Raw genomic sequence first — 22006 nt, forward strand, 5'->3', positions numbered from 1 at the left:
CGCTTAATGCTTGCTGCGTTCGGCATCACGCCAGTTTGTCTGATATCCGTTCAACAAATCCACAAACCTTTTGGCAATCAGATGCGGTCTGGTAATCGCACTTCCCACCACAACGGCATGGGCCCCTAAATACATGCACTTCATGGCGTCTTCCGGCGTATAGATATGGCCTTCCATCACCATATACGCATCCTCTTTAAAGTCCCGGCACATCCGGGCAAACTCCCGTATATCCGGTTGTTCAATATGTTTGGTTTCCGCCGTATAGCCGTATAAGGTGGGTGCTACCAGGTCTGCCCCCAGTTGAATCGCCCGCTTGGCTTCCTCATAAGTGGCCACATCAGCAAAAATAATCGCTTCGGGGATTTCTTTTTTCAGTACAGGCAGCAGCTCATAGGCCGGTCTGCCCTCCTCCGTAAGCTGACTGGTGCAATCAAGGGCAATGATTTCGGCCCCCGCTTCCCACACCTGTCGGCAGGCGTCCAGGGTAGGAGTAATAAATACATCGGTATGCTCATACCAGATTTTATATAGTCCAATGACAGGCAAATCCACCTTGGCCTTAATGGCTTTAATCTGTTCCGGCGAATTGGCCCGAATGCCGCTGGCACCAGCCCACTGGGCCGCTTCCGCCATTTTGACAACCATGTCATCCGTATGAATCGGATCATCCTTTTGCGTTTGACAAGACACAATTAAACCTGCCAACGACTCAATAAGCTGCCTTTTCTTAGGGTCCTGGGTTTTCATAAATACACTGTACCTCCTTTAAATTTAGATTACAACAACTTTACTAATTACCTCAAACAATTATCTCTCTTCCTTTATTATACACCGCCAACAATTCTTTTCAATTCATTTTAATTCATATTAAATCATTTTATATCTTTACATCGCATTATTAGTTTATATAAATTACATTTTCTCGAAGATCCTGACATATAGTTATCTAATTGTCCAGCTTAACGCACTATATAATCAGCGTAATCTAACACAAAACAAATAGAGGCCCCGGACTTGTTGCTCACAAGGAGAACACCGGTAACCTCTTCTAACTTAATACATAATGATTTTTATGTTTATTTTTAAGTAAACAAACTATCTCTTTTCATTTAATCCTAATGCTTTTTCTTCCACTAAACTTGCAACTTCTTCTTGTGCCTCTATGCTTAGCGAAATTAAATCATGCGCATTGGTATCCTCCTGATAGGCTTCACCAAACACGCTGATAAACTTCCGTCTTAACTCCGAAGCAATGTTGATTTTTACCAAATTAAACTTTTTAGCTGCCAAAATCGCCTCTTTGGGAATCCCGGATCCGCCATGTAAAACTAACGGCACTGGGCACACTTGAGAGATTTTCTCTAAAAGAGGCAAGTCCAACTCCGGTTCTAAGTCCAAACCATGCACATTACCCACCGCTACGGCCAGCAAGTCGCAATTTGCCCTTGATACAAAATCAAAAACCAAAGCAGGATTTGTTTTGTCGGTATCACCGTGAGCAATATCTTCCTCTTTACCTTTAATTGTTCCTAACTCGGCTTCCAAGGGAATATTATAGAAGTGGCAATAGTCGGCGCACTTCCTTACCAACTTAATATTGTCTTCATATTCCAAATGCGAGGCATCAATCATAATCGAGGTAAAGCCGGCATCTACACACGCCTTGACATCTTCAAAGCTACGGCCATGATCTAAATGCAGGGCAATAGGCACATCGACTTTCTCCAAGGCCTTATTGGTTAAATAAGTAATGACCTTGGGATGGGAAAGCCGCAAGTTATTGGAGGATATCTGGATAAATCCCGGAATATTGGCTCTCGCAAGTCCCTGAACAATGGCATTCGTCATTTCTAGATTTGTGGTATTAAAGGCAGGTAAAATATAACAATTACTTTTAGCATATTTGATCAAATCAAAGCCATTAACGATTTTCATCTTTATCACCCTTTACAGAAAATATATCTATCATCATAGTAAGTTTACTCTAACTAGCTATAACCTCTTCCAGTTCTGACACAATTCGTTTTGATAACTCCAACGCTTTGACATAGGCAAAGCTGGATTTTCTTACTGCTTTAGCAAGCAACACAATGCTAACCCGTGGTTGCTCGTTATCTTGTAGAAAAATATCGACATGCAATTTTTCAATCCAATTATCCTGTGCTTGCTTCTCTCTTATTTCACATTTTTTAATTTGAGTATACTTAAATATTTCCGGCAGCCTGTTTCCTGACGTAAACATCCGATGATTAGGTAGACAAATAAGCTTGTGCTTCTCATCAAACAATACGATGTTTTCGATCTTTTTGGTAATTTCAAACTCGTCAATACATAACTGATTTTTCTTATACTGATTATATATCTCCAGCAAATCGGCATATTCTTTCTGCACAATCGTCTCGGTAAAATGTCTGCTTACTATAGCATAGCAGGCTTTGCAGACATATCCACCAATGAATTTAAACCTTCCTAAGAATACACTTTTATTGCAAATAGCACATGTTACAGTAAACACGCTGCACCTCCTTTCCCCGTAAAATTGCAAAACTTCTTCAAGTACCAAGCTTTATCCAGGAAAAATTGCCTTTAAGGCGGGATATATTCTTTTATATACGGAGTATTTTTCTTCATATAAGCTGTGTAGTTGCTCATTAGGCTGAATCGTTTGGGCAACAACCACCTGCTTATCTACTACTTCTTCGATAGAATTGCAATATCCGCAGCCATACAAAGCCAATATACCGGCTCCGTAAGCAGGACCGGAGCTAATGTTCAATTTATCCAGCGTAATATGCAAGACGCTCGCCAAAATCTGAAGCCACAGTTCGCTCTGTGCGCCACCACCAACAATCTTAGCTCTTTTAAATTCTATTCCCATGCTCCGTAAAACCTCAACAACATCCCGAAAGGCAAACGCAACACCTTCCAGCACGGCTTGAGTCAAATGCCGTCTCTCTGTATGAATGCCTAAGCCCAGAAACGCGCCTCGAATCAACGTATCGGCAAAGACCAGCTTATCTCCGGTCAAATGGGGGAAAAACATCACATCATTTTTTCCCAGCTCATCATAGTTAATCTTTCTTTGCTCCCCTGCATAATCATGGGTGGCAAGTACATTCTCCATTAACCATTTATTACAGGAGGCACTAGCTTGCACCACGCCTTGCAATAGATTGATCACCGTATCATCGGCAATAGAAAATAAGATATTTTTTGCCCTTCCGCTAAAATTGGCTTGCTTGCAAGGCACACAAATCACACCAGAAGTTCCTAAGGATATAACGGGATAATCAATATCAATGCCGCCTGCCGAAATCGTGGCCGCCGGATTATCGCCTGTTCCAACTACCACTTTTACGTTTTTGCGCATTCCTAGCATACTGGCTAACTCCTCTTTTAAAGAACCGGCGATAGCTGCCGAGCTTTTAATTTCAGGCAAGATATGATCTATGCCAATCATCGCCTGCATCTTCGCCGACCATTGCTGCCGGTCAAAATCGAATAAGGCGGAAGTGGACGCATCGCAGTAATCTGTGGACATAACGCCGGTTAAGCGATAAACAATATAATCTTTGGCAATCAGCATGGTTTTGACTCGGCGGAAATTTTCCTTTTCATTTTCTTTCAGCCATAAAAGATTAACAGCCGGAGAACCAGTAGAAATTATGTTTTTTAATTTTTTAGTTTCATTATCCTTGTCAACTTCGGTTTTTACCCTGCTAACCAAAGCATGGGTTCTCGTGTCATTCCACATGATAGCCGGCCTGATACTCTGCCCCTTGGCATCCAGCACAACCGTTGTATGCATCTGTCCGGTAACACCGATACCTTCCACCTTTGAGGCATCACCGGGATCTAACAGCTCTTTCATTCCCGCAAGTATATTTGCGAACCAAATTTCAGGTTCTTGCTCTCTCCAGCCAGGTTGAGGCGAAAGATTATCATAGTCTTTGGTTACCGTTTCGAGCGGTCTGCCCATTTCATTGATCAATACTAATTTAACCGCAGAAGTTCCCACATCAACACCAATAAAAAGTGCCATCCATCGCCCTTCTTTCTACGAAAGTTCCGTTTACGATTTTCTCCGTTAATCAAATCGTAGAATCGTTTTTAAGGTGTCCGGGCGCGAAGCTTCCTCAAAAGCTTCTGTTGCACTTGTATACGGATACACTTTATGAATTAGCGGAGTAAAGTCGATCATTTTTTCAGCGATTACTTTAACTGCTTGTTGAAAGGAATATACCGTCGGGCTAACCGATCCTGTGATAACAGTCTCCTGGGAATGAATACGACCACCATCAACTTGTAAGGGAGTATTAGGATGCATGGAGCTGAACAATATGCACCGGCCAGCCGCACTAGTCATGCGGATTGCTTGTTCTGCCACCGCCGGAATAGCCGTAGTATTAAACACAACCTCCGCCCCTCTATGACCGGTTAACTCTTTAACGTAATCCACCGGGTCCTTTTCCCTTGGATCAAAGGCGATATCGCAGCCGTACATTTGAGCAAGGTTCCTCCTTTTCATATCCGGTTCACTTAGAATGACTTTGGCACCTCTCAGCTTGGCTAGCTTTATATGCAGCAACCCCATAACTCCACCGCCAATCACTACGACTAGATCACCGATTTCAATTTTCCCATGACCGATGCTATTGAGAACGCAGGCCAGCGGTTCTGTAAATGCCCCAATTTCAAAAGGGATATCCTCCGGTAATACATATACATCACGCGTATCAATTGCAATATATTGGGCGTAGCCGCCAAAACCGGATATTCCATCCTTTGAATAAAAAGTCTTACTCACAGGCGCTTTTTCACATAAATTTTCTCTACCCTGCCGACAATAGCTGCATTCCCGGCAGGCAGGAATGATATAAGACACGGCATGTTGACCAATTGAAAATTGATTTTTATCTACCTTGTCCCCCAGTGCTACAATTTCTCCGCAATACTCATGCCCGCCAACCCGGGGTAAACTGTATGGATTATTCCCTTTATAATCACGAATATCATTTGCGCAAATTCCGCTTGCCCTGATTCTCAATAATATTTCACCAGTTCCGGGGCTTGGTGTTGCCAATTCCCGGATCTCGATGTTTTGGGCTCCTACCAGCACTAGTGCTTTCATTTTCTTTCTCCTTTTACCTTTATTTCAACTTATGCTTATCACGACGGACTATCATTTTATCCATAATGAAAGAGTAAGTAAGAGTAATTTTAGAAAGTTCCTCCTAAAATCACTCTTATTACCCCATAATCACCGACTTATGACTACACCAAAATCCCTGTCAGTCCGCCAATGACACCGATGGCGATAATCATGGCGATAATCTGCAATGAAGTTTTCCTGCGTTTTAGCAAAGAATAAACTAATAAGGTGAAACCAAAAGGCAAAATAGATGGCATAATTGCATCTAAAAATTGGGTTTGTACATTAAAGGTAGACGTCGAACTAACAATATTTAATCCTACCTTCATGGTGACATAGTTGGATATTAATCCTCCCATAACCATGCAACCCATAATCTCCGCGCCTTTCAGTATCTTATTTAGCGTGCCTTGCTCTAGGAAGTTCATGATGGCCTCAATTCCCGATCTATAGCCAAACATAAAGTTAAAATAACTAAATGCATAAGCTAAAGCGACAATCACGGTACCATAAATGATAGATCCTGCAACAGTTCCACTCAAAGTAATATCTATACAAATTGCCAATAATATGGGAATAACCACTCCCTGCCAGATAGTATCTCCCACTCCAGATAAAGGTCCCATTAGTGATGTTTTTATACTAGTAATAAATTCTCCCGGTACTTCTGTTCCTAAAGCCTTTTGCTCTTCCATGGCAACTGCCATACCTAAAATACATGCTCCAAACTCAATATGCACATTAAAGAACTCAATCTCACGCCTCATTGTTTCTTTTCGCTTTTCAGGATCATTTTTATACAGCTTCATAATGAGAGGAGCAAACATATGGGCACAAGCCTGTCCCATCATTCTTTCATAGTTATAGCACGTTTGAGGAAAGGTTTCCCAAATCAGAAAGGCTTTCATTAAATCTTTCTTGCTTAGCAATCGTTTTTCATTTTGATCACTCACTTAAAGTCCCCCCTTTTGTAGCAGGCTGCAGTTGTACATAGATGATGGCGATAATGGCTGCAATGACGCCTAGCGGTAATAAACTTAGTTTAGAATATACGGCTAGCACGAACCCAAAGAAGAAAAACACCCGGGCATCGCCCTTAAAAATATATTGTAGAGTAATGCCAATCCCTAATGCCGGCATCATTTGACCAATAACTTTAAAAATAGTTAAAATATTACCACTGAGTAAATTAATGAAATTGAGAATGTAAGCCGATCCATAATAAGCTGCCAGACCACAGGGAATAACTGTCATGACAAAGCACATAAGCTGCGGGAAAAGAACATTCGCTCGCCAGATTTTGTGATATTCCTCTCTTTCGATATATCTATCCGCGGCATGAACAAAGATCGGATCAAGCGTCATCCTCCCATACCAGACAATCGTCCCCAATAACCCGATAGGCACTGCCAGCGACAAGGCTGTCGTAGCATCTAAATTTCCCGTAATGGCAAAAGCTGTTCCCAGAATCCCAGCCAATGCCATATCGGCTGGCATGCTGCCACCAGCGGAAATGAAGCCTAAGTAGACCAGATTAATCGTGGCTCCAATCATAGCTCCTTTCAAAGGATCTCCCAGTATAATCCCTACAATAAAACCGCAGACAAGAGGTCTTTGCAAAGACCAAAGACCGACGAAAGGAAGATTCCCAATAGCAAAAAAGTAAACCAAACCGCATAAAAACGCATCGAACGCTGACATCATGAATCCCTCTCTTTCACAATATAGTGTTAGTCACATTCCGTATCTGAAATCACCAACAACGTTTTACCAAACAGCCAGTAAAAAAACACAACCATTATCTCCTAATGACCTTTAGGCAAAGCCAAGCAAATGGGCTTGGTGTAGCTACTTCACCAAAGGACGAATTCACCGTAAGATCGCATCGGCTGCTTCTCGGCTAAAAGAACAGGCATTTCTGATGGGAAACTGCTTTTCTATGATAAAATGGGACGTAAATTTCCAATGGCCCATGTATACGGTCAACCAAGACAAAACTTTGTGATATCACGCGCTTACCTGTCGATACAGAAAAACTTTCTGTAGAACTGCATTAACTCCATGTTCCGCAAACATCATTAGCAAACTAATTGAGTTTACCGCTACACTTAGAAACTCAAAAGCTTACTATTGCGTAACCTCGCTGTTTCCATGAAAGCCCCTTATAACAAGTTTTTTATATCAATTGATCTTTGATCAGGAACTAATTGATAATAAACATCTATGCCTTTATTGATCATATTCCGAATTGAATCTACTTCCTCTGGTGAACAGGACACGTTCTTAATAAAAGGTTTTCTTTCTCCCCGCAGCCCCATACCGCCTAAAATGACTTCTTTGATTCCAACACCGCCATCAATTAATGCTTCAAAAGTAATCGGACTTTTGGTCAATATCAGAATCCTTTCGCCAGCGTCAAAGTTACCTTTTAAGTCATTAATTCCCTGCTCAACAGAAAAGACATCCACCGTAATTCCAGACGGTGCCAACGCCTTGATAATCCGTTTATTGAATGGATCTTTTTCAACCAATTCATCTACGATAACAATTCGGGTTGCATTACAGCTTGGTGCCCAGGCAGTGACTACCTCGCCGTGAATCAGCCGGTCATCCACTCTTGCCACAACGATATTTTTCATTTACATGACCTCCTTCAAATAATTTTTTACATCAGAAATGGAATCTTTGGCACTTTTCATAATTTCCGCACACAGTTCCTCACCTTTCAACAAAGTGCGTTTATTCATGATTTCTATGAATAGAGGTAGGTTAATGCCCGTAATATGATAGATAGGATAATCTTTCATTAAAGAGACCACCACATTAAAAGGACTGCCGTGAAATAAATCTGTCAAAAATAAAAACTCTTCTTTGTCTTCGGAATTTTTCATCTCCTCCTCCAATAAATTTCTCAGGGTGTGCGTACTATCAGTAGGATATAAGCCAAAAGCAACCACATTCTCCTGTTTCCCAATAATCATCTGCGCACTTTCCAATAAGCCTTTGGCAAAACTGCCGTGGGATACTACTATGATTTTCATTCTTCAACCTCTTTTCCGTTATAATTCATCCATTTCTTGTTGGCGACATATCACTGAGTATTTTTCTATCTGATGTCTGCTCATCTATAATTAAAGCAAGTTTCGTGCCAAAATGCGTTTCAATCAAAAGTTTTTTTAATCCCTACATTTTGTTGACATGAAAAAAAAAGAAACCGGTTGATTTACAACCAGTTTCAAAATATAGGTTTATCAGTCAAATGTGTTTCGCAAGTGTTTTAAATATATTAAAGATAAAAACATATTCCGTGTCAGGAATGCAAATCTCGAAAAACTCTTCTACTTTGCTGAGTTTAACCTTTATTAAAGAAATCATATCCATATTCGTTTCCAAAATAGCATCCGTTTTATCGTATTCTAAAGAAATATTTCGCAAAACTCTTTCTATCATACAAGCACAATGGAAGATAAACTTGATTCGCAGGCAATCATCTATTTCAACTTCTAAGCCATCCGCTATTTCCGTTAATACTTGATCAAACATATGATAAATTTTTCTGGAATCCAAAAAGCTAAGTGTTTCATCTAAGATCCTTAAAATGTTATCTTGAAAATAATCATTCATCTTATTATGATTAAATTCAATAATAGCTGGCGTATCCCGATTATTATATTCTTCCGATCTGATTTTTTGTATATCGGCTGTTAAATCTTCGATGTCCAGGTCCGCTAAAAATAGTGATTTACGGGTAGCTTCAATCACGATAGGCGTACTGACCATATCAATCGTGCTGGTTTTAATGCCTGTTTCTTCTGTAATCATCTGGGCAAAGGAAAGCAATGATCCCATATCGACCAATAGCAGCACTCCCTTGCCGCGATTGATTTCTTTTACTTTTTCTTTGACCTTTTCATAGATATCTTTAATATTGGCTGTTAACGGCATATCAATCCCATACGCGTGCTCTGTATCCAGCAATTGATTTGCCACTTTCGCCATGCCTGTTGCAGTATTATCACCATGGGCCACAACAATAACGCCAATATTCTTACGGACTCCTACTTCCCGAAAAGCATATAGAAACATGGTTAAATAAGCAATTTCATCATCCGGTATTTTAATATAGAATTCGGTTTCGAGTTCGCTGCGTAATTTTGTAGCAACCTGGAACTCTTCCTTATGTTTAGGCTGCGTCTTATGCTGATTATCTATGTAGTTCTCGTAGCCATTATGCAACCTTATAATTAAAGCATTGATATGCAAAGCCAGTCCGTATAATATTTTTTTATTATAATCTGTACCAAATAGCTTTGATTCGTTTAATACTCTTTCAATGATATCAATAATTTTCACATCAACAATTTTAGCAATTACATCTTTAGTATAATAAAAATTCTTGGTTTTAATCTTGGAAAACAATGTATCAAAGTAATTATCTATCTGATTATTTAATTCTTGCAAGATTTGATTTTCCGGTAAATTGCTGTTAACTCTCTTCTCCCAGCTTTTTTCGATGATTTTGTAGAAGTTATCACTTAAGCTATTATCCTGAAGCACCAATGGCTCTTTATCCTGATCAGTTTGAGAACAATCAAAAACAATATCCGTTACTAAGGTATTATTAAAATTTTGTGTCATATTTTTCCTATATTCACTAATTTTAAAAATACCATCTTTCATATTACTAGATAGCTGAGACAACTTTACAATAATCATATCCTGCTTAAACCTTATATATTCCAGGAAAGCTTTCGCACAGATAAGCTGTATATTGCTTTTTAACTGGCCTATATTGGCATTGCACTCATAAAGCATGAGTATCCGTATCAATTCATGATTGACTTTAATCGAGGTACCGATGCGCTGCGCTTCTACTGAAAAAAATTCATAAATAAAATCCTGCCTCTCCTGCAGGGTAAACTCACTTAAATCCGGCATTTTTATTATCACCGGTATCCTGCGAAGAAAAGTACTTAATACGGCCGTATTGGGGTCCTCTGTTGTTGCCGCGATAATCCTTACATTAACCGTATGATAAAGATCGGTCTCTCCCAATTTTCGGTAAATTCCTTTATCCATAATCAAAAACAGCATTTCCTGCCCTTCCGGCGGCAGTCTATGAATTTCATCTAAAAAGAGGATTCCCTGATTCGCCCGGCTTACCAGACCTTCCTTATTCTTATCCGCTCCGGTAAAAGCTCCTTTCACATGTCCGAAGAGATGAGATAAGAGCAACTGTGCATTATCCGTATAATCAGCACAGTTAAAAATGACGAAAGGTGTATCCTCTTTAAATATCTTTGTTTCTATCCCGTATTTATACATGGCTTCCGCAAAAGTAGTCTTGCCTACGCCTGTGGAACCGGTAATCAATGTATGTAGTCCGTTAGGGGGATATAAAATAGCGGCCTTAGCCTGTTCAATTTGCGTTTTCAACGAACCGTCGGCACCAATATAGCTGCTAAACACACTGTTATTCTGTTCCTGTATAACCTCCTTAGGGAAGTTGTTCTTATTTTGATTATGCAGCAAATAGTCTTTAAACGCGCTCATGTCATCAAACGTATTATCGGCAAAAACCATGCCCAGCTTTTGTTCCATAATCCCCTTGTGCAAATAATAGACTGGCTTGCCTTTTATCTTTAATAACTTGTTTTCTTTAAATAACTCATTTAATTCCTTGCTGGTATTGGCTCTGCTGATATGTAAACACTGTCCGATGGTTGTGGCATCATAACCAATCTGGCGTTGCTGCCCAATAGACTGTTCATCAATTTGGCAAGTTAATGTTTCCAGTTGTAAATATACTTTCTCTTCTCTTTTTAATACAACCTGATGATCCATATATTCTCCACCAATCTATATACAAATAGTGAGTTCAGCCGATGGAACACAAACAGCCGGAAGTTTTTTGCCACACAAAACCGTAGCTACTACAGGTAATCTCAAAAATTAAAATTATTTTGATAAATGTCTAAAGTAATCTTACTAGAAATGATAAGAGCAAGCAATCATTTTTTCCTATATTAGTTTATTGTGGAGCGCTAAATTCGTGCGCTCCACTGGCTGAAGCCAATAAAAATAACCTCCGGCATACAAGCTATGCTGCGCCGGAGGTTGATGACTCATAGAACTGATAAACCGTCTAAATCTCTTACTAAGTAATTAAAAGCAATGCGTTCTTGTTCTAGTCGAACGCCCTTCCCCCATTTATCATCCTGCAAAGAAACAAATAACTGTTTTTCTTCCCCTGTTAGTTTAGTTAATTCACCGACAACCGGTTTATCCTCGTCGCTCCATAATTTTTTATGGTCTAGTAAAACCGTTTCATTCATCAGCAGTGACTTCGTCTGCGGCAGAAAGTGACGAATTTGATTTAACATAGCAAAGCCATGCGTATCAATATCACCCCAATAATAAACATCTTTATCTCGAAGCCATGGTATAAATTTTAATACATCAAGCCCATATCCTAATCTGAAAACCACCAAACTCTTGCTAACCGGAGGAAACGCAAGACCGTTAATCTCATTTTCTGTAATAAACACTCGGTCAACAGCTGGAGAAAAGGCAGCAAACTGCGACAGAGGAATTTCCATATCAGAAACTCCCTGAGCAAGCAGCATTGGATCCAATAAGCGAAACCGAATCCTAATTGGCTTCATCTGCAATCCATAACGCAATTCAAAAATTGTGTTATTCTTATCAATTGCCTGCTCCGGTAAAACAATATCCAACAGTTTCGTGAACAGGCTTTTTCTCTGTTCAATAAACTTTGTATCGATACCGCTGATATCCAGTTGGCGCAAATACAAACCCGATCTATGATGCCCAGAAAACCATTTCAATACGGCTACAATCTGATTCCATTCCTCACCAATTTCTAAAACTTTAATCGGGTGTTCAAATACCCATTCACTTAAAATAGGCCACTCTGTCATAATCATCTTGGTTAGCTCGCCAAACCACTTTGCCTCCCGCTCTTTTTTTAACAAACGCAGCGCATCCTGCACGGTAGGGATGACCACATGGGTCGGGATTACATTTCGCCCCGATTGTCTGTGATGAATCTCCTTCTCTACCAATTCATAGCCATGCCCAAGGTTTTGCTTACTCTTTTCTTTTAAACTTTTAATCCATGCAAAAATTTCTGAAAAATTGGTATTAATCTCGGAATTTTGTGGTCTCTTAAGGGATATCTTTAACGGAAATAAATCGTCCTGAGCCAGTACGTGTTGCAAAATCCTCCCACTCTGCCACCTCTTTTCTAATTCTGCCTGGATAGTCTTAGCATCAGACCATTTTAACATAACGAGCAGCCTCCCTTAGCTTCCGCTCTTTCTCAAACTCTTCAATGGTAATATTTCGTACCATTGACTGATGCGACACATCGTCATGATGCACCAGCCCCACATGGGAAACAAATTTAGATATTGTCGGAATCTTAAGCAAAGGCGTAACAATCATAAGCTGTAAATCCAGGCTTTGAAATAAATTTAACCCAAAGCGGGCTGACTCATCCGAACTTTTTAAAAAAGCCTCATCAATAACCACAAAACGAAAGGACTGAGGATGATTATTTTGTCCCTTCAAGCCAAAATGATAAACAAGGCTGGCTGCTAAAATTGTGTAGGCTAACTTCTCTTTTTGCCCGCCGGACTTTCCTCCAGAGTCTGTATAATGCTCATATTCCTCATCTGTTTCACGCCAGCGCTCTGACGCAGAAAACAAAAACCAATTACGCACGTCAATGACTTTCTTAGTCCAGCGCGCATCTGTTTCGTTTTCTCCCTCACGCCCACGGAATCGTTCGATAATTTCTTTTACCTGCAAAAATTTCGCTTCCGTATACTGCTCCTCTTCCTCGCTACCGAAGAAACCTTCGGTGCAGGTCCGCAAGCGCACTCGAAAATCTTTAATATCCGAGTCATGGGTCTCATCATATTCAATTCTTATATAACGATCTGGATTATAGTCAATATTATTGAGAGAGTCATTGATTTGATCAATACGATCGCGAATCTGTTTTTGCGCTTTATATAAATTCTGTTGAAACAATGCAATTTGATTGATTGCATTCGTGTGAAGCAATTCCTTAAAACGCCGCTCAAAATTAGGCAAGCCGTCTTTTTCTAACTTCTCCAGGATTTTTTCATACTCGACAAACGCCTCAATGCTTGCATCAATGTCCTGCATTTCCGCCAAATATTTATGGCGATAAGAACTCATCGTACTCACAACAGTCTGACCCGTTTTCTGAATCTCCCCGTTCAAACTATCCCGTTCCCCATCAAGCCAATCCCGGTAGTTTCGCTCCTGTAGAGCGGCATTTCTCAAGGTAATTGATTGATCTTTCAATGCATTCATCTTGTTTTTTTCAAGAAAAGCATAGTCTTTTTCCCGCATCGCTTCCGTCGCCTGTTCAACAATCATCTGACTATTTTTATAGTCTTCCTTTAAACTCTTAAGTTTGTCTTTCAATGTTTCTTCTTTGGATTTTAAATCAATCAATCTTTTCTCTTGCTGCTTTTTCTTTTCGGTTAAGTTTTTCAATTGTTCCTGCAGAGCTTTTAATATGTCATTTTCTTCCTCTAACTGTTTTTGCCGTTCTTTTTTTTCAGCAATTTCCTGCTCTTTTGCAACCGTATCAATTTCAGAGAATGCCTTAATCCGTTCCAGTTCCTTTACAGCGTCAAGCTTAGCTTCATTCCTTTTCTGCCGCTCCCTGATCTTTAAAAGTTCCTCAGACACTTGCTGCAGTTGGTCTTGAGTCTGCTTTACCGCTTCTTCTAAAGCAGCAACTTTTTTTTGATTAGAAAATCCTAATATAAAGTTACGGCGATCATCCAAGGCACGACGGTCGTCTTTTTCGTGACGTTTTCCATTCACCTTAATCTGTCCGGCCTTCGTGACAGCATACCGTTCATGGCGAAACTCCTCTATGGTCTCACAGCAAACATAGCGATAGCGCTGAAAAAGTTCCTGTGATAACCAACTGCCAAAAGAAGTGTCCGGTTTAATTACTAATTTGTCTGCGACCACCGAAGCGGTTGTTTCTTCCTGCAAAGGCTGCCGTTTTTCCTCATGTACCCGGTAATATACGAAGCGGAGTCCTAAGTTCGTCTTATCAACCCATTCCGCGACGGAACGGTAATATTTTTCAGGCACTAGCATTGATAAGCCAAAATTATGCAGTAAGCGCTCCAAAGCACCTTCCCATGTAGCTTCTTCGGGCTTTATCTCTAACAACTCGCCAACAAACGGAATTTCCTGCTCTGCAATATTTAGACTCTGACACAATTCCCAGCGCTTTTCAATATAATTACGAGGAATGCTCGTCTTTCTGGAACGAAGCGATTCTAGTTCCGAAGTATTGTGAGTTAGTTCATCCTCTATCCGCTTCTGTTCTGTAAGTTGCTCAACAAGCATCATGTCCAATTGATCTTTTATTTTGACCTCATATTCGCGCAGCTCAAAAAGCTTATTAAAATTCTGTCTAAAAGCTTCTGATGAGTCCGGAGGAAGCAGTTGTAAAACACCCGCCTGTTTTACATATTGATGGCGTATATCCTTCATCTGCCGCCATTGTGTCTCATTTTGTTCAATGGCCTGTTTAAGTTCCTCTAATGCACCGCCGCCATTTTGATAAATATTCCGGTTTAAAGCTTCTAAATCGCGTTCGTTATTATTGAGTTCTACTTCCGTCCGGTGCCGCTCTTCTTCCTTAAACTGCAAAGTTTGTTCATGCTCATTTATTTCTGTTATTAACAACCGAAGCACCTGTGCGGCAACCCAGGGCGCAAGCGTTGTTCCAGCTTCTACAAACTGCTTTAAGGCCCCTTGCAATTGCTCATACTTTTTTCCCGCTCTCACAATGGGCTGCAATAATGATATTTGCTCTTTGGCTTTTAGAACAGCTTCATGGGCACGGTCAAGATCGTGGAAATGACTGATAAGCTTTTCAACATCTTCCGGCGTATTCGGTTCTTCCAGCATATTCGCCCGGACAAATTCCGTAAGAGATTCTACTTTTTTCATGGAAATTGTTTGTTGGAAAAGATCCAACGCCTGCTCATGCGCAATCCCAAATTTTCTACAAAAAATATTAGCATACCTTGTATAATCATCCAAAACTTGTACCTTGTCATCACTTTTAAGACGTTTCCGCAAAATTTTCATATTACATTGAAACTTGGAAAAATCATCGGCAATTTTCATTTCCCGATCGGCGACCACATAAAAACGCTGCGGCGGCTTTTGCGCATCTGCAAACCAGAACACTTGCGCTAACGTAACGTATTGTGATAACCCCTTATCAAAATAAACAGCTAGCAGAACCGAATACGAGTTTGCATCACGCAATGCATCAGGGAGTCCCTGCCCCTCACCGCTTCGTTTCATACCAAAATAGCCTTTTACGTAAGAAGCTACACTTCTCTCCTTGGCACTTGAATCTGCCGCCTTATTATAAGTCACTTTTCGAGGAGATACCAAAAGAGTGCTCAAGGCATCCACCAAGGTCGATTTTCCCGAACCAACATCCCCCGTTAAAAGAGCCGTTTGGCCTTTAGGCGTAAAAGTCCATACTTGCCCATCAAAGGTACCCCAATTATACACTTCCAGTTTATGTAAACGAAAACCCGGCGTATGCCCAAAGAGCATACCAGCTTCGTCTGCTTCACAATTAAATAAATCCCTCACATCACTCCCCCCTCATCCGCCCCGTCGCCATTGGCATAGCGTTGATACCCTTCCAGCTTATTATTAAGGTTATTTAACCACTCGGCATTAACAAAACTACGGATAATACGCTGTACTTCAAAAATATTGTCTTTGCCGCGCAGCCGTCGCAGGAAACCTAATTTCTCTACGCGATCGATATGTTTATCTATATCGCGCATCAATTTCGCTTCATTGGTTGTATCCCGCAAAAACAAACTCATTCTTTCAACAATTTGCTCTTGTGTAAGAATAAGCCGTTGATCTCCGCTTGTAGAGTCAAACTCCAGCAATTGCTTTCTGAGCAGCAATAAGAGTAAACTAACAGGATAACTCAATGCATGGCGAGGCACCAACCGCGGAATTTCTTCCTCACTTGTGTCATATTCTCGCTGCTTCAGGTAACCATATCCATCCATCTCATCAATCATAAAAGTAAGCCCTAATTTACTTACATATTCTTCAATTTTACCTCGCTGGCTTATCAGAACATCCCACAGTTTCGGATCAGTCTCTTTTTCTACAACATTTTTGCAAAGTGCTACGACCGCACGTGAAAAAGCTAACGCATCCCCTTGTCCCATCTTTTTTCTCCTTTAATTATTACTTTTTACTCAAAAAAATAACTTTGGGCACAGTAGCCTTTCTCATCTTGCCATTTTCATCAGTCCAACCAATCGTTTCCTCACTGTCAGAGGAGAAACAGTCGTTCCCTTTTTCACCGGCAATCACTAAGTACGTCAAAAGTTCCGTAAGCCCAAACTGCAAAGGATAATGTTCAATAACTTGCGTTAAACTGATTGTCCCGTGAGATTGCAAAAGATATCTGATCCTTCCCTTCAATTCTTCCTTATCAACATAAACTTGTGAAAAAAGGGCATCGGCATCAATCATTGCATCCCCTTCACTAATATTGTCATTTTTTATTTCTGGCCGTTCCGGCGGTGAAAATAGAGGCCTATCCATTGGCAGGGAAAATTCCGGTTTACATCCGTCCAATTCCATAAAAGCATCGCGCGGCGGATCATTTCGGACAGCTAGCGCCCGGCCTTCAATTTCACGGACCAATTGCACAATTCTTCTCTCTTCTTCTAAAAAGTTCTCGTCAACATAACGGCGCAATTGCTGTGAAAGAAGGGCAATTGTATCCTGTACATGAGCGCCTGCATCAATCCATTCATAATGAATATTGCGCATCCGACGCTCATTGTCCATTTTTTGCACTTCCTCCATAGCCAAAACTTTATCTAAATTCCTTTCAAAAATCTCCTGATAAGACGGTGCCATTAAAAAATTCCAAAAAGAAGTAAAGCTTCTCCCCTGTTCTGAATGAGCAATTCCATCTTGTTCTTGAAAAATAGCGGTAAGAAGTTCGCCCTTGCCTCCGCTCCAAGTAGAAATCTGTTCACGCAAACCACGATCCAGATCGCGAAACTTCTGTTCCACAGCGCGAAAATCCGAAAGAATTTCCCGAGCCGTTGCCATTGCCTGCCAAAACCTCTCTTTGATCTGCGTTTCGTCTAATAGATCTACTTTGCCTGCTTGAATCTGCTCAATCTCCCGATCAATTTTTTCCTTTTGCCGGTTCAATTCAGCTATTCGTAAAACCGGGTCAGCCTCTGACCGTTCTACAATCTGCTGTATTAGATCAAACACAGTAATCAGACGTGATTCTGCACCGATAAAAGAGCGCTGCTTTAAACTTAAAAGCCAGTCAATCGCTTTTTGGGCCGAGGAAGTAATATCAAAATGCGCTTCATCCTGCCCTTGCGGATAAAACTTTCGCAGCCAGGCATGATCATCATCCGCCCAGCTTTCCACATATTCACGAGCAGCTCTAGGCAACGGCACCTGCTCTTCCGCCTCATTTATTCGGTAGATATAATAATCAAGCTTCGCAATCAATTCCTGTTCACCAACAGACCTTTTATTCTTAGCAATAAACTCATGATAGAGAAAGGAAGCAACAAATGACGCATGTGGCGAAGCTAATAGACGCCAAGCGGGATTTTTTCGCCGCAGTAATTCAAGAAATTGATAGTCCATATGTTCTGCTAATTCATTTTGTAAGTCTGCCATTTTATTTCCCTTCATTTTCTATATTTGACAATTAAGAAAGAGTCATAATTCACTGATTTTATGAATTATGACTCTTTCTTCCTATTGGATTAATTTTCCTGCAAAATCACTAATATATTGACAAAAATTATCATTTATCCTATTTCTTGAATATTACGTGTAAAATAGTCCACGCGTACGGGAGCGACGGGTCCAGCCTCTTCTGGTTCTTCCATGTTGTCAGGGCCGCCCATAATCAGCGTCCAAGACTTCGTTAACATCCTGACTTTCACCTCTACGGCTCTCACCTGCTTGAATAAGAGATTTATACAATTCGTTTTCTTCTTTAAATCTTTCGAGTAAGGAATATGAGCTTGAGGTTAAATTAAAATCCAGTAATACAAAAGTAAACGACCTTATAAAGCCCCAAGCACTATAAAGTAGCTTAGGGCTTTTTCTATTCTGCTAAAATTACCTAAACAATCTTAAAATCATACTGCTTAAATTGTTCATAATCTTTTCTAATCAATAGAAATCACAATATACTTTCCAATCCGCTTTTTGGGGATTGGAATAAAAATAAAAATTCCCATTGTCTACAATATTAAATTTTGCTTTTTCGTCTGAAGATATTTGCAAAACAAAAGAATATCCTTCACCAAACCAATGTCCACTTTGGCAGAAAACAGGATACCCTCCAATTTTGTATTGAGCATAAATTTCTTCGCAGATATCATCGAAGTAATCAATCCCGTCCGTATTTTCCAATTTGAGTATGACATCTTCTATTACAGACGGAATACCTCCTCCATCCCATGTAGGAAAATCATTCTCTACAAATTCAGGCATGATGGGGAAAGGGTTCATTAGGTCGGATTTGTATTCGCATGGAACTAAATCATCAAGTGACTTATAAGTCCGAATAGTAAACCAAGGACTTAAATCTTCTGCTATAAGGTTATCCCAAATCTCCTCCGACATAAATATTGTTACAAGCTCCGTTCCCAGTAATTCCATGGGACAAAATGGAATACCTTTTAGAAAAATTGTAGCTATTGGCATCATGTTTTTGCCGATGCTGTCAAGCGGCAAATCTTCATCTTGCTGTTTCCAACCGACTCTTCCAATCCAGCTTTCAAGTAGCTCTTTTGTGGGTCTTTTCCCTCCTGTATGGAAAATGATAGCTTTTCTTTTGAGTATTTCCTTTATCTCATCAACTGTCATAGTAACCTCTCTTTTGAAAATATAAACTTCCTGTAGATTTGTTTTAATTCACACGCTGTACTGAATGCTCATAATGCAATGATTTTCCATTTTTGATAAGTTTTCCCTATAGAATTTATTGTTACGCTAGCTCCATCAATTTTTTCGCAAACTTTAAATGAGATAGTTCCTAAAGAATACTGACATAAAATTTCCCCTGAACCTATATCGAAAGATTTTACGGGGAACCCCAGAGCCAAGGCCAACAGGAAGTGTCCCAGCTCATGAACTATAATATTTGGCATCAACAGGATTAATAAGATACATCGAATACAAAATAAGCAAAGTGACAACATCAACTTATGGGGAGGATGGCAGTCTCCGCGAGTGCTGCTAGAACATTACTCTCACGCACTACGTTCAAACAAAGACAAAGCTCTAGAAATTTTAAGCGGCCTTACAAAAGAAAATGAGCCTTCTGCAACTACAGAAAGCCTAAATTGCTAAAAATACCTTTTTATATAACGCTCAGGTCCAGACCACCTGAGCGCTATTCTTTTATCGAAGCACTTAGGCAGAAGTTAGGCAGAACCAACCATACCAAAGTGCCTTACATACTGGTGGGGTTAAAGGAACTCGAATCCCTGACCTCTTCGATGGCAACTGTAAGTACACGTAAACTGAATTTGAAAACAACAGTCCACGGATACTTGTTATTACTGCTTCCGTGGACTTTTATATTGGAATTCATGAAAATCAGTATTGTTACTATTTTTAAGCTTCCTACAGTACCAACAAAGCAGGGTAGCAACATCGTAGCAACACAAAAACTATTAAAAATCTTCCCTTATAATTCCTGAGAACTCTGCATTAGAGGTACTGACCGAATGGAGCCTTACTTCATATGCAGTTTCTCCCTTTTTTAGTGTTACCAATGTTCCGACATCTGCCTTCTCAATAACTTCAGATAGCCCGAACCCATCGATTTTAGCAGACACCTTGTCGCGAAGGGGACTACCTTCAAAAGAGATACCAATGACGCTAACTCTGACAGCACCGTCAAACAGCGTACCTGTTGTACCTCTGTTTACCATCACAATCTCTTCCTTCTTCTTTGGTACAGGTTTAGGAGGTATCGAGTTTGTAGAATTTATAGGATTCGTTGGCGTAACAGTTGGCTGATTAGATGGATTGGGTTGACTAGGCTGATTAACAATCGACTGAATGGCAACTGGCCTATTTTGTTCCTCTTTTACTGGTTTGCTACCAAAAAACCAATTCCACCACCATGGTGTGCCTGTTAATAAAACTATACCAATGATAGCAGATACTATCTCACTACGATATTCTTTAAAAAACTGTGACATCGCAACGTCCCAGCCTCTCACGGAAGGGGGTTGAACCAGATTATTCTTTTTAAATTCAAAAAAAATGGGAACATCTCCACCTCGCGAATAAGGTGCTGGGTTATTCTGATTAAATTCAATGTAAAACTTGTCAAGCGACTTTTTATCAGCGGACCATTTATTGCTCAAGGTATCGATTACAAAAATATCTTTTACGTCATGTAGAAACAACGACGCTTTCATTTGTATTTGTACTTTATGCTGACCTTCGATTTTACCTAGCTTCTCTCCAGTTTTAGATATGTACTGCAATTCGCTGAATCCACCGTGAACAGGAGCATTGGGTGCTGTAGACGTAAAGTAAAATGGAGTGCAATATTCCAGGACAATATTTTTGCCATCAACAGTTACGCCGAATTTATCAACAAGGACAGTCTCTTTGCCAGTATTCGTCAGTGTAATCTCAACGAGTAACGGGTCAATATTTTGTTCTACTTTTGGTAAATCAACGACTGCTCTTGGCTCGTTAGATATTGTCTTTTGTCGGACATAATCAATTGCGATTTTTAACCGACCCTTTTTGCTTCTATTATATGAATAGGTGAACAACAGAGGGGCAATAGCAAGTAGCCACCCCACTACATCCTTTGTCTCTATCACTATGTCACACCTCTGCGTTTATCCTGTTATTAGAATAACAGGATATTTCACAATTCTCAACAAAAAACCAAGTAAGACAAAACCCCACGGATTACACCTCGGGGCAATTTTGTATTGATTACTGCTCTATAAACCATAGTCCTTCGTCGCAGAACAGGTAAATCTCTTTGCCGTGAACTCTGATGTGTATCTCATGCCTTGTCCTCCAGCCTTGAGTGAAGCCGCCATTCTAACGAATACTTTATCTACGGTAAATATCCTACCTTTTTCCCGTAAGATTGATAAAGGGCATGATTTCCCCATTTATCATGTCCTGCTGTAACCGTACACAAATACAGATATGTTATCATTATATTCTAATTAGCAAGTAGGTATTTATAATCCTGAAAAAGAAGTATATAAAATTGGCATTAACCTAATCAGCAGTTAGTTGTATATATAAAATTAGGTGGTGAGGCGTATGAGTATAAAAGATACCGATCATGTTGCGTTATACTACCCCTATTTGATGCCGACAAACAGTCTCTGGTTAAAACAGCCATTATTTTATTGGGACCATATTCAATCAATTTTACCAGACAATGCAAAAGAACGCTATCAGGTTCTAACTCCTGATCTGCAATTTCTCGAGGCAGAAGGTATATTTAGTACAATTGACCCCGGGTATATCACATATCTACTTGATCTAGATGCTATTGTTGACGATGTAAGAAAAGTACTGAAATCGTCGAGTTTTCCGCTCCTCAAAAAAGGTATTTTTGCTTCTCTAGGTATAAGTTATGAGGCTTCTTATTCGCATTACACTCCCATTTGAAAGGATAAAATGACCTCCTCTATTCTAGGACAACTTAGAAACGAAGGATTA

General features: G+C 40.0%; 18 protein-coding genes. 1 reads left to right on the forward strand and 17 read right to left on the reverse strand.

Going from position 1 to position 22006, the window contains the following annotated elements:
* Nucleotides 1–3 precede the first annotated feature (3 nt).
* The 17 genes from BMW43_RS05895 to BMW43_RS05975 form a co-directional block, all read right to left on the reverse strand.
* A complete protein-coding gene (locus tag BMW43_RS05895; RefSeq protein ID WP_091744753.1) occupies nt 4–750 on the reverse strand; it encodes an N-acetylmannosamine-6-phosphate 2-epimerase in 747 nt (248 codons plus the stop codon).
* A gap of 348 nt (nt 751–1098) precedes the next feature.
* Nucleotides 1099–1938: a class II aldolase gene (locus BMW43_RS05900; protein WP_091744754.1), complete on the reverse strand. Its 840-nt coding sequence runs from the start codon at nt 1936–1938 to the stop codon at nt 1099–1101.
* A gap of 49 nt (nt 1939–1987) precedes the next feature.
* Nucleotides 1988–2518 (reverse strand): DUF4428 domain-containing protein, encoded by a 531-nt coding sequence (locus tag BMW43_RS05905; protein ID WP_091744756.1) that lies wholly within the window; start codon nt 2516–2518, stop codon nt 1988–1990.
* Nucleotides 2519–2569: 51 nt separating this feature from the next.
* On the reverse strand, nt 2570–4045 hold the full coding sequence (xylB, locus tag BMW43_RS05910; protein WP_091744757.1) for a xylulokinase: 1476 nt from the start codon (nt 4043–4045) through the stop codon (nt 2570–2572).
* A 45-nt stretch (nt 4046–4090) separates the two neighbouring features.
* Nucleotides 4091–5134, reverse strand: a complete 1044-nt coding sequence (locus BMW43_RS05915; RefSeq protein ID WP_091744759.1) for a zinc-dependent alcohol dehydrogenase — start codon at nt 5132–5134, stop codon at nt 4091–4093.
* A 143-nt stretch (nt 5135–5277) separates the two neighbouring features.
* Complete coding sequence (locus BMW43_RS05920; protein ID WP_091744760.1) at nt 5278–6108, reverse strand: PTS system mannose/fructose/sorbose family transporter subunit IID; 831 nt, start codon at nt 6106–6108, stop codon at nt 5278–5280.
* Nucleotides 6101–6859, reverse strand: a complete 759-nt coding sequence (locus BMW43_RS05925; protein WP_245732239.1) for a PTS mannose/fructose/sorbose/N-acetylgalactosamine transporter subunit IIC — start codon at nt 6857–6859, stop codon at nt 6101–6103. The genes BMW43_RS05920 and BMW43_RS05925 overlap by 8 nt, the downstream gene beginning before the upstream one ends.
* Before the next feature lie 458 nt (nt 6860–7317).
* Nucleotides 7318–7794 (reverse strand): PTS sugar transporter subunit IIB, encoded by a 477-nt coding sequence (locus BMW43_RS05930; RefSeq protein WP_091744763.1) that lies wholly within the window; start codon nt 7792–7794, stop codon nt 7318–7320.
* Complete coding sequence (locus BMW43_RS05935; RefSeq protein ID WP_091744764.1) at nt 7795–8196, reverse strand: PTS sugar transporter subunit IIA; 402 nt, start codon at nt 8194–8196, stop codon at nt 7795–7797. It lies immediately after the preceding gene.
* A gap of 214 nt (nt 8197–8410) precedes the next feature.
* Nucleotides 8411–10999: a sigma-54-dependent transcriptional regulator gene (locus tag BMW43_RS05940; RefSeq protein ID WP_091744766.1), complete on the reverse strand. Its 2589-nt coding sequence runs from the start codon at nt 10997–10999 to the stop codon at nt 8411–8413.
* A 281-nt stretch (nt 11000–11280) separates the two neighbouring features.
* Nucleotides 11281–12465 carry a Wadjet anti-phage system protein JetD domain-containing protein gene (locus BMW43_RS05945; protein WP_091744767.1) on the reverse strand — a complete coding sequence of 395 codons (1185 nt, stop codon included), beginning with the start codon at nt 12463–12465 and terminating at the stop codon, nt 11281–11283.
* Complete coding sequence (locus BMW43_RS05950) at nt 12449–15856, reverse strand: ATP-binding protein (protein ID WP_245732240.1); 3408 nt, start codon at nt 15854–15856, stop codon at nt 12449–12451. The genes BMW43_RS05945 and BMW43_RS05950 overlap by 17 nt, the downstream gene beginning before the upstream one ends.
* Nucleotides 15853–16458, reverse strand: coding sequence for a DUF4194 domain-containing protein (locus BMW43_RS05955; RefSeq protein WP_091744769.1), 606 nt, complete (start codon nt 16456–16458; stop codon nt 15853–15855). The genes BMW43_RS05950 and BMW43_RS05955 overlap by 4 nt, the downstream gene beginning before the upstream one ends.
* A 19-nt stretch (nt 16459–16477) precedes the next feature.
* Entirely contained in the window at nt 16478–17953 is a 1476-nt protein-coding gene (locus BMW43_RS05960; RefSeq protein ID WP_091744770.1) for a DUF3375 domain-containing protein, read from the reverse strand.
* Nucleotides 17954–18457: 504 nt separating this feature from the next.
* Nucleotides 18458–19156 carry a YwqG family protein gene (locus BMW43_RS05965; RefSeq protein WP_091744772.1) on the reverse strand — a complete coding sequence of 233 codons (699 nt, stop codon included), beginning with the start codon at nt 19154–19156 and terminating at the stop codon, nt 18458–18460.
* Between the two features lie 68 nt (nt 19157–19224).
* A complete protein-coding gene (locus BMW43_RS21845) occupies nt 19225–19491 on the reverse strand; it encodes a site-2 protease family protein (RefSeq protein ID WP_091744774.1) in 267 nt (88 codons plus the stop codon).
* A gap of 477 nt (nt 19492–19968) precedes the next feature.
* Nucleotides 19969–21141, reverse strand: coding sequence for a hypothetical protein (locus BMW43_RS05975; RefSeq protein ID WP_091744775.1), 1173 nt, complete (start codon nt 21139–21141; stop codon nt 19969–19971).
* A gap of 460 nt (nt 21142–21601) precedes the next feature.
* On the opposite strand from BMW43_RS05975, the gene BMW43_RS05985 reads away from it, so the two are divergent.
* A complete protein-coding gene (locus BMW43_RS05985; protein WP_091744777.1) occupies nt 21602–21955 on the forward strand; it encodes a hypothetical protein in 354 nt (117 codons plus the stop codon).
* Nucleotides 21956–22006 lie beyond the last annotated feature (51 nt).

The organism is Propionispora vibrioides (assembly GCF_900110485.1).
Lineage (GTDB): Bacteria > Bacillota > Negativicutes > Propionisporales > Propionisporaceae > Propionispora > Propionispora vibrioides.